Source organism: Pseudomonas wadenswilerensis (assembly GCF_024749185.1).
Taxonomy (GTDB): Bacteria; Pseudomonadota; Gammaproteobacteria; order Pseudomonadales; family Pseudomonadaceae; genus Aquipseudomonas; species Aquipseudomonas wadenswilerensis.
Map to the genome: position 1 here is coordinate 4,153,495 of NZ_CP087191.1, position 11,765 is coordinate 4,165,259.

An 11,765-nucleotide genomic window follows, 5' to 3' on the forward strand; every position below is an offset into this window, starting at 1 on the left:
GGGCTCATCTGCCGAAGGTCGTCATCTCGGTTCGCGCCAGAAACGCCGTTGTGCGCGCAGGCCCTGCGGCTCGCCGAACACCCCCAGTTGCAGGCGCAGCGCACCGTGCTCGACATTGTCGTAGGCCTGGATACCGTGCGTCCGGTAGCGTGCCATCACCTCCCGGTGAGGGTGACCGAAGGCGTTGTAACGCCCGCGGGAGATCAGCACGCCACGCGGCGCAGTCGCCTTCAACAAGGCCTCGCTGGATGAGCTGCGACTGCCGTGATGGGGCGATTGCAGCCAGTCGATCCGGCCCGCCTGCCAGTCCCGCGCCCACGCCCGCTCGCCACGGGCATCGAGATCGCCGGTCAGCAGCAGCTTCTCGCCTTGCGCCTCGACCAGCAGCACACAGGAATCCTGGTTGCTGTCGCCAGCCTCATGCCATTGCCAGAGGGAAAAACCCACCCCGTCCCACTGCCAGTGTTCGCCACTGCTGCAAGGCTGCGCCTTCAGCACCTCAGGCAAGGCCGCGGCTTCCCCGCCAAGCACCCGCAACACCGGCAAGCCGCGTTGCACGGCGCGGGCACCACCGGCATGGTCGGCGTCAGCATGACTGAGCAACATCAGGTCAAGCTTGCGCACACCCAGCTTGCGCAAGCTGGGCAACACCACCCTCTCACCCAGATCGAAATCGCCCATGGCGGGGCCCGCGTCATAGAGCATGGCGTGGTGACGGGTGCGCAAAACAAAAGCCAGCCCCTGGCCGACATCCAGCTGCCAAACCTCGACCTGCCCCACCGGCACGCGCTCTCTCGGCGCAAACACTGCCAGCAGTAGCAATGGCCAGCCGAGCACCCGCATAGGCAAGCCGCGCGGTAACAGCAGCAGGAACGCCCCCAGGCACACCAATAACCAGGCCCAGAAAGGCAGCGGTTGAGGTAGCCATGCCGGTCGCCATAAAGCGACTTCAGCCAGCAAGCGGAACAAGCCATCGAGCACACCACCAGCCAGCCATAGCAGCCCCTCCCCCAGATACCGCACGGGCAGCAACAGGGTGCCGAGCAACGCCAAGGGCAAGACAGCAAGACTGATCCACGGTACTGCCAGCAGGTTGATCAGTGGTGCCGTCAGGCTCACCGGCAAACCTTGCGCCAGCAACACCGGCAACAAGCCGATGGCGATCAACCACTGGGCGCGACTCCAGGCCAGCCAGGGGTTCCAGGCGCCAAGGCGGCCGCTGAAGGTGAAGATCAGAATGGCCACGGCCATGAATGACAGCCAGAAACCTGGCTGCAAGCTGGCCAGTGGCTCCCACAGCAGCACCGCATTCAGCGCCAGCAACAGCGGTAAGCCAACGCCCAGGTGGCGAAAACGCAGGCGCCAGAGCAGCACCATGGCTAGCATCATGCACGCCCGCTGCACCGGCACCTGAAAACCGGCCAGCAAGCCGTAGGCCAGCGCCGCGGCAAATGCCAGCGCGCACGCCCAAGGCAGCCAGGGCAGCCTTTGCGGCCACCAGCCCAGGCGCGCAAGCCCGGCAATCAAGGCGTACACCAGCCCGGCCAGCAGGCCCACGTGCTGACCAGATATCACCAGCAAGTGCACCGTGCCGGTAGCCTGCAGCACTTGCCAGTCTTGCCGCGCCAACCCGCCACCATCGCCCAGAATCAACGCCACCAGCGTCGCCTCTCGGCCCTGGGCATCGACCGCCAGCAAGCGCTGGCGCAGGCCATCACGCCATGCCGCCGTCGCTGGCAGCAGACGTTCCCCGGCCTTGACACTACCGGTCGCGCCGATACGTCGCGCCAACAGGCTGGCTTCCTGATCCGGGCCGTGAGGATTGAGCAAGCCAGAGGGGCGTTTGAGGCTGACGGCCAATCGCCAATATTCACCGCTGTTGACCGCTGGCCCACCGAACCAGCTGAGCTGCAGCCGTGGCGGCAATTGTCCGCGACGCGACTCGGCGTCGCTCAACTCGAACCGCACCGAGCGCGCCCCCTGCTCCGGCAAGCCGGTGACCCGGCCTTCTATCCACAGGGTACGGCCATCGAGCTGCGGCGCCAGGCGCTCATCCAGCGCCAATTGCGCCGAGACACAGGCCCAGCTCAGTCCCAACAGAAACAGCCCGATTGGCCAGAGCCTTGAAGGCAGACTGGAAAGCCCGATAAATGTCAGCAGGACAAGTGTCCAGACGGACGGCAAGACCGGTAGGAACCCGAGACTGATCAGCCCGAGTGCAAGCGCCAACATCCCTGTGCGCATAAGCGTGAAGCTCCAGAAGTAAACCACCCCCTGAGGCTTAGATCAGTGACAGCAACAGCTCGCTAAATAATTGTCACAAAGTCTGAATAAGGCAGTTTTAGAATCCGTGCATACTGGCACCCTTCAGATTGCCGAGACCCCACATGCCGCGTCGTCTCTTCAAACGCTACATGCCCGATCCGACCAGCATCAGGGAACACAAATCCTTACGCTTTCTCGGCCGGCTGTTGCACGACCCCAACCTCTGGCACCTCAACCGGCATTCGGTTGCGCGCGCCATGGCCGTCGGCCTGTTCGCCGCCTTCATTCCGATTCCGATGCAGATGCTGCTGGCCGCCAGCCTGGCGATCATGGTGCGCGGCAACATGCCGATCGCGGTCAGCCTGGTGTGGCTGACCAACCCGATCACCATGCCGCCGGTGTTCTTCTGCACCTACCAGATGGGCGCCTGGCTGATGCAGATCCCGCCGCGCACCCTGCCTGAAGAACTGACCTTCGAGTGGATCACCGACCAGCTGTCGACCTTGTGGCAGCCGTTCTTGCTCGGCTCGGTGGTGTGTGGCGTGTTGCTCGGCGCCCTCGCCTACTGCCTGACCATGCTCTATTGGCGCTGGTGGGTAGGCCGGCAGTGGCGCCGGCGCAAGGTCAAGCAATCAGGTGCGCATTCCTCGCCCGCTGACCAGTAGGCGCGCGCATCCGACGTACAGTACCGCAGTGGCGACCAGCATGAAGCTGATGGCTACGCCAATACGGATATCCGACACGCCGAGAATGCCATAGCGGAACGAGTTGACCATGTGCAGCACCGGGTTGGCCATCGACACGGTCTGCCAGAATGGCGGCAGCAGGGTAATCGAGTAGAACACCCCACCCAGGTAGGTCAACGGCGTGAGCACGAAGGTCGGAATGATCGAGATATCATCGAAATTGCGTGCGAACACGGCGTTGATGAAGCCCAACAGCGAGAAAATCGTCGCCGTCAGCAGCACCACGACTATGGTCACGCCCAGGTGATGCACCTGCAGGTCGGTGAAGAACAACGACAGCAAGGTCACGATCACCCCCACCGCCAGGCCGCGCAACACGCCGCCCAGGGTGTAGCCGACGAGGATGGTGTGCGGCGACACCGGCGACACCATCAACTCCTCGATCGAGCGCTGGAACTTGCTCCCGAAAAAGCTCGACACCACGTTGCCGTAGGAGTTGGTGATCACCGACATCATGATCAGCCCCGGGACGATGTACTCCATGTAGGTAAAGCCGCCCATGTCGCCGATCTGACGGCCGATCAGGTTACCGAAGATCACGAAGTACAGGACCATGGTGATCGCCGGGGGCAGCAGGGTCTGCGGCCAGATCCGGGTGAAACGACGCACTTCGCGGTAGACGATAGTGTTGAGGGCGACCAGGTTGGCGCTCAGTTCCGAACTCATACCGCCACCTTTGCCAGGTTTTTCTCAACCAGGGACACGAACAGCTCCTCGAGACGATTGGTCTTGTTGCGCAGGCTCTGCACCTCGATGTTCTGTAGTGCCAGCTGGCCGAACAGCGCAGTGATGCCCACTTCCTTGTCGACTTGCACTTCCAGGGTATGCGGGGTGATCAACCGGCACGGATAACCGACCAGGCTTGGCGCCTGGGGCAGGTCCTGCTTGAGGTCGAGCAGGAAGGTCTCGACGTGCAGCTTGCTGAGCAATGCCCGCATGCTGGTGTTCTCGACGATGGTGCCGTGGTCGATGATGCCGATGTGACGGCACAGCTGTTCAGCCTCTTCCAGGTAATGGGTGGTGAGGATGATGGTGATGCCTTTCTGGTTGAGCTCGGTAAGAAAGCTCCACATCGAACGGCGCAGCTCGATATCGACGCCCGCGGTCGGCTCGTCGAGAATCAACAGGCGCGGCTCGTGGATCAGGGCGCGGGCGATCATCAACCGGCGCTTCATGCCGCCGGACAGCGAACGCGACGGTACATCGCGCTTGTCCCACAGACCGAGCTGGGTCAGGTACTGCTCGGCACGCTCCCTGGCCACTTTGGCCGGGATGCCGTAGTAACCGGCCTGGGTCACGACGATGTCGAAGGTCTTTTCGAACTGGTTGAAGTTGAATTCCTGCGGCACCACGCCGATGCAGCGCTTGAGCGCGGCGGGTTGGCGATCGAGGTCGTGACCGAAGATGTTCACGCTGCCACTGGTTTTGTTGACCAGGGTCGAGAGGATGCCGATGGTGGTGGATTTGCCGGCGCCATTGGGGCCGAGCAAGGCGAAGAAGTCACCTTCGGCGACATCCAGGTCAATACCCTTGAGGGCCTGGAAACCGTTGCCGTAGGTTTTGGTTAGCTGCCTTATGGACAGAGCAGAACTCATAGCGGGTCGCGTACCAGTTTGGAAGGTTCTAGACGCAGCCGGACAAGGCCAGCCGCAGTGAATATGATCATGGTGCTTGTCCGTGCCAGACAAGTACAGTCATGTATATCGATAATAACTATCAGGTTGACCGCCTTGATCAGGTCAGCGCGGTCATCACCGCCGCCTGGTAGGCCGGACGCTCCTGCAAGCGCTCGTACCAGGCACGCAAGTGGCGCATCTCGGGGCGCTCGATGGGCATCTCGAACCAGGCGTAGGCAAAGCAGCCCAGGGGGATATCGCCCATGCCCAGGACGCTGCCGGACAGGTACGGCTTATGCGCCAGGGCCTGGTCAGCAATCGACAGCAACTGCGCACAGGTCTTGTGCGCGGCATTGATGGCCACCCAGTCTTGCTGCTCGGCAGGCGTACGCAGGATGCCCCAGAACAACGGGCGGAACGGTGTGGCCAGGGAAGAAGTGACCCAGTCCATCCACTTGTCGGCCTCGGCGCGCTTGCGCGCATCCGCCTCATACCAGCCAGACGCGCTGCCATACTGCGCCGACAGGTAACGCACGATGGCATTGGACTCCCAGAGCACCAGGCCATTGTCTTCGATCATCGGCACCAGGCCGTTGGGGTTCAGTGCCCGGTACTGCGGTTCGTTCACCAGGCCGAAGGCGCCACCGGCATCGATCGACTCATATTCAAGACCCAGCTCTTCGGCGCACCACAGTGCTTTCCTGACATTCGACGAATTCTTCCTGCCCCAGATCTTGAGCATGATATTTCCCTGATGATTTGGCTGGTCGCCCAGTCTACTCCAGGCGGTCGCGCTGGCAATCGTTTGGCATCCAGGCGAACTCCTGAGTTCATGTCCTGTCACTGTTCAGACAAGCCGTTTAGCGGATGCGGTCTAAGCTTCGATGGATGGCGAAATGCCCCAATGTTTCACGGAGGAATTCCTATGTTGCTGTTGTGGTTAGTGGTCCTGGTGATCGGCGTGGCGTACCTGGCCCACCGTCGCATCGCCGCCTTGCCGGCGCTGGGCATCGTTGCCCTGTACCTGCTGGCGATGGGCATTTGCAGCCACGCGCCAGGCTGGCTGCTGACGATTTTCTGGCTGCTGCTGGCCGCAGTGGCTGCCCCCCTGCTGCTCCCCGACCTGCGCCGCAAAGTGCTTACCGCACCGCTGTTCGGCTGGTTCCAGCGCACCCTGCCGCCGATGTCGCAGACCGAACGCGAAGCCATCGACGCCGGCACCGTGTGGTGGGACGGCGAGCTGTTCAGCGGCCGCCCGGACTGGAACACCTTGCTCGGCTACTCCAAGGCCGAACTCACGGAAGAAGAACAGGCGTTCATCGATGGCCCCACCGAAGAACTCTGCGCGATGGTCAGCGACTGGCAGATCGGCCAGGACCTGGACCTGCCGCCAGACGCCTGGGAGCACATCAAGAGCCACGGTTTCTTCGCCCTGATCATTCCCAGGGAATACGGCGGCAAGGGCTTCTCGGCCTACGCCCACTCGCAGGTGGCGATGAAGCTTGCAACCCGTAGCGGTGACCTCGCCTCGACCGTGATGGTGCCCAACTCCCTGGGCCCGGCCGAACTGTTGCTGCACTACGGCACCGACGAGCAACGCAATCATTACCTGCCACGCCTGGCCCGCGGCGACGAGATCCCCTGCTTCGCCCTCACCGGCCCGCTGGCCGGCTCCGACGCCGGCGCCATGCCCGATACCGGGATCATCTGCAAAGGCCAATGGCAAGGCGAGGAAGTTATCGGCCTGCGCCTGAACTGGGAAAAGCGCTACATCACCCTCGGCCCGGTCGCCACCCTGCTCGGCCTGGCGTTCAAGGCCTACGACCCTGAGCACCTGCTGGGCGACAAGGAAGAGCTGGGCATCAGCCTGGCACTGATTCCCACCGACACCCCCGGTGTCGAGATCGGCAAGCGCCACCTGCCCCTGGGGGCCGCTTTCATGAACGGTCCCAACAGCGGCAAGGATGTATTTGTGCCGCTGGACTTCCTCATCGGCGGCCAGGACATGCTCGGCAAGGGCTGGATGATGCTGATGAACTGCCTGTCGGTTGGCCGCTCGATTTCCCTGCCGGCCGTGGGTACCGGCGCAGCCAAGTACACCAGCCTGGTCACCGGCCAGTACGCCCGCATCCGCGAGCAGTTCAATGTGCCGCTGGCAGCCTTCGAAGGCATCCAGGAATCCCTGGCCCGGATCGGCGGCAACGCCTTCCTGATGGATAGCGCGCGCCTGCTCACCGCCAAGGCCGTGGACCTGGGCGAGAAGCCTTCGGTACTCTCGGCGATTCTCAAGTACCACCTTACCGAGCGCGGCCGCGAATGCATCCAGCACGCCATGGATGTGCACGGCGGCAAGGGCATCATCATGGGCCCGAACAACTACCTGGGGCGCAATTGGCAGGGAGCGCCGATCTTCATCACCGTCGAGGGCGCCAACATCCTCTCGCGCAACCTGATGATCTTCGGCCAGGGGGCGATTCGCTGCCATCCGTTCGTGCTCAAGGAAATGGCCCTGGCCGGTCGCGAAGACCACGACCAGGCGCTCAAGGAGTTCGATCACCTGCTGATGCAGCACATCGGCTTCGCCGTGGGTAACGCCGCCAGCACCCTGGTGCTCGGCCTGGGCCTGGGTCACTTCGAGAAAGTCCCAGGCGACGCCTTGAGCCAGGGCTACTTCCGCGCGCTCAACCGCCAGGCGGCGGCCTTCGCCCTGCTCGCCGACCTGTGCATGATGCTCCTCGGTGGCGAGCTCAAGCGTCGCGAGCGTTTGTCGGCACGCCTGGGCGATGTGCTCAGCCACCTGTACCTGAGCTCGGCGGCGCTCAAGCGTTACCACGACCTGAATTCGCCCGAGCACCTGCAACCATTGCTGCGCTGGGCCCTGGAAGAGAGCCTCGGCCAGGCTGAAAAAGCCCTGGACCGGCTGCTCGACAACTTCCCAAACCGCTTCCTCGGCTGCGCCCTGCGCCTGGTGGTATTCCCCTTCGGCCGCCGTCACACCGGGCCAGGCGATGAACTGGACGCCGAAATCGCCGAGCTGATCGGCCGGGCCAAGGGCGACCCGGCCCTGGAAGAGCTGCTTGCCGGTTGTTACCGGCCACAAGCGGACGGTGACCCGGTTGCCGCCCTGCAACAGGCTTACGATCAACTCAGTGCAGGTGAGCCACTGCGCAAAAAATTGCATCAGGCACTCAAGAGCGGCCAGGTTGTCCCTGCTCCGGGCGAGTCGGTAATCGACGCGGCCCTGCATGCCGGCGTACTCCAGGCCAGCGAGGCGCAAAGCCTGTATGCCGCTGAGTCGGCACGCCGGCGGGTGATCGACGTCGATGCCTTCGACAAGGAGCAACTGCTACCGGCTGACGGCAAGATTCGCTAAGGGCCGGGACATCGGGCGCCGGGAGCCGTATACTCCCGCGCCCGTTTTTGCTCAAGAGGACTGCCTGCATGGCTACCGATCGCCTGGAATACCATCTCGCCCTGCTCACCCACCTGCGCACCATCCTGGTTGCCCTGGGCGAAGCCGAGCAGGTGCCGGAAGAAAGCCACGCGCTGTTTCTGGAGCGCTTCGACGATCTGATGCTGCAACTGCCCGTCGACCCGGAAAGCACCTATCTTGGCCAGGACCTGATGTGCCAGGTCATCCAGCGCTATCCACAGGTCGCGCACCTGGTGCCACGCGACCTGCTGTGGTTCTTTGGCGGCGACTGCCTGCACTTCATGCCGGAGAACGAACTGGACATGTACCAGGAACTGGAAGAGCGCCGCTTCGAAGCCGAGCAGAATGACGAACCCTTCGACTGGAACCAGGAAAAACAGCTGCTGAGCATGTCGGACGACGACAGCAAGCATTAAGCGATGAAGGTGTGCAGGGCTGACAAACAGCCCTGCCGCCCACAGCCAGCGATTAAATAATCGAGACGAAAAAAAACGCCGTTCAAACGAACGGCGTTTCTTTATTTGGAGCGGGAAACGAGACTCGAACTCGCGACCCCGACCTTGGCAAGGTCGTGCTCTACCAACTGAGCTATTCCCGCAAATTTTGTAGCGACCGGTAAACCCGGCAAGAACAAGCGCTGTTGCACTTGCTCCATCACTACAGCGTTATCAAACGCTGGAGCACCATATTTGGAGCGGGAAACGAGACTCGAACTCGCGACCCCGACCTTGGCAAGGTCGTGCTCTACCAACTGAGCTATTCCCGCAAAAAATGGCGTCCCCTAGGGGACTCGAACCCCTGTTACCGCCGTGAAAGGGCGGTGTCCTAGGCCACTAGACGAAGGGGACGACGCCCGAAACATGCAATGCATGCTTCAGTTACCAACTCAAACCATAACGATTTGACGCTGGGTTTTTACAAGCCCTGCCGTTAAGCAAAGCCTTTGTAAACTGGAGCGGGAAACGAGACTCGAACTCGCGACCCCGACCTTGGCAAGGTCGTGCTCTACCAACTGAGCTATTCCCGCATTGGCGTCCCCTAGGGGACTCGAACCCCTGTTACCGCCGTGAAAGGGCGGTGTCCTAGGCCACTAGACGAAGGGGACACGCTACAACATTCACTCCCTGCCGCGTTTCGCTGTGTGCTTTACGCTGCAAGTGGCGCGCATTCTAGGGATGCTTTGATAAGTCGTCAACCCCTCTGTATAAATTTATTTAAATCAATGACTTCGCGGCGCCTAGCGCTGTTGAACCATGACTTTGCGCGCCGGGGTCTTGACGATTATTTTCTGACACCCCTACCCGCCTGCGGCCCAGCAGCCACGGCAATCTACAAGCAAAAGGCCATCAATTGCCCACGAGCAACCGCCAAACAGCTCTATCCGGCTAAAAGCTTAGCCACTACACTCAAACAGTAAATCATCCTGTATGAGGCGTTAACGGTGACACCACTTCTGATCACCCTGCTTATAGTAGCGGGGATCGCATTATTGATCGTGATCGGCTACCTGAACAATGTGGTCGAGAACAACAAGCTCGAGCGTGCCCGGCTGAAGATCGAGCTGGCCGAGCGCTTGCGCCGTTGTGGCGAAATCACCGAAACCTTCCCCGGCCAGTTGATGACTCCAGCGCTCAAGCTGCTGCTGACCCGCCTGGAGCTCAACCTCAACCAGCGTCGGCTGACCCTGGACAAGCACAGCCGGGATATCAAGGCGCGGATTGCCGAACTCGAAGGCTTGATCGCCAAAGGCGAAGCACTGCCGGTGAACAACCCGCCAATGCCGATCCAGACCGAAGCCCGGGCCAAGGATGTGCGCTTCCTGCTCGAGGGCATGCACAACCAGATCACCCGCGCCGCCCAGGAAGGCTTCCTGCCGACCAACGAAGCCAAGTACTGGGTCAAGGAAGTCCGTCACATTCTGGTGTTGTTGCACATCGAGTTCTTCAACAACCTCGGCCAGCAGGCGCTGCAACAGAACCAGCCGGGGCATGCGCGCCTGGCGTTCGAGCGTGGCGTGCAGTACCTGCGCAAACAGCCTGACCCGGCGGTTTACCGCGAGCAGCTGGAATACATGGAGAAGCTTCTGGCCCGGGCCAATGCCCAGGTGCTGAGCCAGCTGGAACCGGCCGAGGACGAAACCAACGCCCTGACCGAAGGCTTGAAGACCGACACCACCGAAGACTGGAAGAAAAAGGTCATTTACGACTGACAAGCTTCGCGGGGCAAGTCGAGGCGTCGCACCGCCGCTCCTACAGGATTCGCACTTGTAGGAGCGGGCTTGCCCCGCGATCAAAGTTCACTCGTCAGCAATCAGTCAAACGCAGAAAAATCCCCGCCAAACGCTCCAGCCCCACCTGATCCGCCTCACTGAAACGCGCAAGCTTCGGGCTGTCCAGGTCCAGCACGCCAAGCAACCGCCCGTCCTTGACCAGCGGAATCACCAGCTCGCTGTTCGACGCACTGTCGCAGGCAATGTGCCCGGGAAACGCGTGCACATCTTCCACCCGCTGGGTTTCCCGGCTGGCCGCTGCCGCCCCGCATACTCCACGGCCGAAAGGGATGCGCACGCAGGCCACCTGCCCCTGGAACGGCCCGAGGACCAACTGCTCGTTACGATTGAGGTAGAAGCCGGCCCAGTTCAGATCTTCGACCTGGCTGTAGAGAAACGCCGAAAACTGCGCGGCGTTGGCAATGAAGTCGCGCTCATCGGCAAGCAGGGCTTCCAGCTGTGCCGCCAGCAGGCCATAACCTTCAAGGCCGGCGCCGGTAGCGTTGAGATCGATCATGGTTTTTGCTCCAACAGTTTCAGCCCGACCCAATAGCGGGCAAACTGGTAGGCACAACGGCCGTTACGGTTGCCGCGGCCGGTGGCCCAGCGCACAGCGAGTATGTCCAGCTCTGCATCGCGGCTCCAGGCCAGGCCCGCGCTTTCGGCCAACTGGGTGATCCAGTGCTCGACCACGTTGAGGAAATGCTCCTGGGTGAAGGGGTAGAACGACAGCCACAGGCCGAAGCGGTCAGACAGGGCAATCTTGTCCTCCACCGCCTCGTTGGGGTGCAGTTCGCCGTCGACCATCTTCCAGTTTTCGTTGTCGCTCTGCTTTTCCGGCACCAGGTGCCGGCGGTTCGAGGTGGCGTACAGCAGCACGTTGTCCGGCGCCTGCTCCAGCGAGCCGTCGAGCACGCTCTTGAGCACCCGGTAGTCACCCTCCCCGGCTTCGAACGAGAGATCATCGCAAAACAGCACAAAGCGTTGCGGCAGCTTCTGCAGTTGCTCGACCACCCGCGGCAGGTCGGCCAGGTGATCACGCTCGATTTCGATCAGACGCAGGCCGGCCTTGGCATGCTCGGCCAATAACGCCCGCACCAGCGACGACTTGCCGGTACCACGCGAGCCCCACAGCAGCGCATGGTTGGCCGGCATGCCATCGAGAAACTGGCGGGTGTTGCGCCCCAGTTGTTCGCGCTGCTGATCGACACCGATCAGGTCGGACAGACGCATGTCGAGGCTGACCTCCAGCGGCAACAGATAACCGCTACGGCCATCGCGCTGCCAGCGCGCGGCCAGGCACTGCGACCAGTCGATGCTCTGGCGCGGTGCCGGCAACAAGGGTTCAAGGCGGGCGAGCACGGTTTCGGCGCGCTCCAGAAAAGCGTTCAAACGAGAGTCCACAAGACTTCCTCTAGACAGGTGCAAGGACAAAA

At 62.0% G+C, this 11,765-nt stretch carries 10 protein-coding genes and 5 tRNA genes; 4 read left to right on the top strand and 11 right to left on the bottom strand.

What is annotated here, in order from left to right:
* Positions 1–21 precede the first annotated feature (21 nt).
* On the bottom strand, positions 22–2,244 hold the full coding sequence (locus tag LOY45_RS18995; protein ID WP_258578172.1) for a DNA internalization-related competence protein ComEC/Rec2: 2,223 nt from the start codon (positions 2,242–2,244) through the stop codon (positions 22–24).
* A gap of 143 nt (positions 2,245–2,387) precedes the next feature.
* Here LOY45_RS18995 and LOY45_RS19000 point away from each other — a divergent pair, with 143 nt between their 5' ends.
* Complete coding sequence (locus LOY45_RS19000; RefSeq protein ID WP_115085911.1) at positions 2,388–2,930, top strand: DUF2062 domain-containing protein; 543 nt, start codon at positions 2,388–2,390, stop codon at positions 2,928–2,930.
* Here the strand turns inward: LOY45_RS19000 and LOY45_RS19005 are convergent.
* The 3 genes from LOY45_RS19005 to LOY45_RS19015 form a co-directional block, all read right to left on the bottom strand.
* Complete coding sequence (locus LOY45_RS19005; RefSeq protein WP_115085910.1) at positions 2,898–3,677, bottom strand: ABC transporter permease; 780 nt, start codon at positions 3,675–3,677, stop codon at positions 2,898–2,900. The two genes, LOY45_RS19000 and LOY45_RS19005, sit on opposite strands and share 33 nt — an antisense overlap.
* Positions 3,674–4,606 carry an ABC transporter ATP-binding protein gene (locus tag LOY45_RS19010; RefSeq protein WP_115085909.1) on the bottom strand — a complete coding sequence of 311 codons (933 nt, stop codon included), beginning with the start codon at positions 4,604–4,606 and terminating at the stop codon, positions 3,674–3,676. Before LOY45_RS19010 ends, LOY45_RS19005 begins: the two co-directional genes overlap by 4 nt.
* Positions 4,607–4,745: 139 nt before the next feature.
* Positions 4,746–5,369, bottom strand: coding sequence for a glutathione S-transferase family protein (locus LOY45_RS19015; protein ID WP_115085908.1), 624 nt, complete (start codon positions 5,367–5,369; stop codon positions 4,746–4,748).
* 183 nt (positions 5,370–5,552) lie between these two features.
* Between LOY45_RS19015 and LOY45_RS19020 the strand changes: the two genes are divergently transcribed.
* Together LOY45_RS19020 and LOY45_RS19025 are read left to right on the top strand one after the other, a co-directional pair.
* Positions 5,553–8,000, top strand: a complete 2,448-nt coding sequence (locus LOY45_RS19020) for an acyl-CoA dehydrogenase (RefSeq protein WP_258578173.1) — start codon at positions 5,553–5,555, stop codon at positions 7,998–8,000.
* A gap of 68 nt (positions 8,001–8,068) precedes the next feature.
* Positions 8,069–8,476, top strand: coding sequence for a PA2817 family protein (locus tag LOY45_RS19025; protein ID WP_045195203.1), 408 nt, complete (start codon positions 8,069–8,071; stop codon positions 8,474–8,476).
* A 106-nt stretch (positions 8,477–8,582) separates the two neighbouring features.
* On the opposite strand, the gene LOY45_RS19030 is transcribed toward LOY45_RS19025, so the two are convergent.
* From LOY45_RS19030 to LOY45_RS19050, 5 genes are all read right to left on the bottom strand, one after another.
* Positions 8,583–8,658 (bottom strand) — tRNA-Gly (locus tag LOY45_RS19030).
* Positions 8,659–8,750: 92 nt separating this feature from the next.
* Positions 8,751–8,826 (bottom strand) — tRNA-Gly (locus LOY45_RS19035).
* A 6-nt stretch (positions 8,827–8,832) separates the two neighbouring features.
* Positions 8,833–8,908 (bottom strand) — tRNA-Glu (locus LOY45_RS19040).
* A gap of 103 nt (positions 8,909–9,011) precedes the next feature.
* Positions 9,012–9,087: transfer RNA gene (locus tag LOY45_RS19045), tRNA-Gly, on the bottom strand.
* A gap of 2 nt (positions 9,088–9,089) precedes the next feature.
* Positions 9,090–9,165 (bottom strand) — tRNA-Glu (locus tag LOY45_RS19050).
* A 336-nt stretch (positions 9,166–9,501) separates the two neighbouring features.
* Between LOY45_RS19050 and LOY45_RS19055 the strand changes: the two genes are divergently transcribed.
* Positions 9,502–10,269, top strand: coding sequence for a hypothetical protein (locus tag LOY45_RS19055; protein WP_115085906.1), 768 nt, complete (start codon positions 9,502–9,504; stop codon positions 10,267–10,269).
* A 94-nt stretch (positions 10,270–10,363) separates the two neighbouring features.
* On the opposite strand, the gene LOY45_RS19060 is transcribed toward LOY45_RS19055, so the two are convergent.
* Both LOY45_RS19060 and LOY45_RS19065 read right to left on the bottom strand, forming a co-directional pair.
* A complete protein-coding gene (locus LOY45_RS19060; protein ID WP_258578175.1) occupies positions 10,364–10,846 on the bottom strand; it encodes a GAF domain-containing protein in 483 nt (160 codons plus the stop codon).
* A complete protein-coding gene (locus LOY45_RS19065) occupies positions 10,843–11,733 on the bottom strand; it encodes an ATP-binding protein (RefSeq protein ID WP_115085904.1) in 891 nt (296 codons plus the stop codon). The genes LOY45_RS19060 and LOY45_RS19065 overlap by 4 nt, the downstream gene beginning before the upstream one ends.
* Between the last annotated feature and the right edge of the window lie 32 nt (positions 11,734–11,765).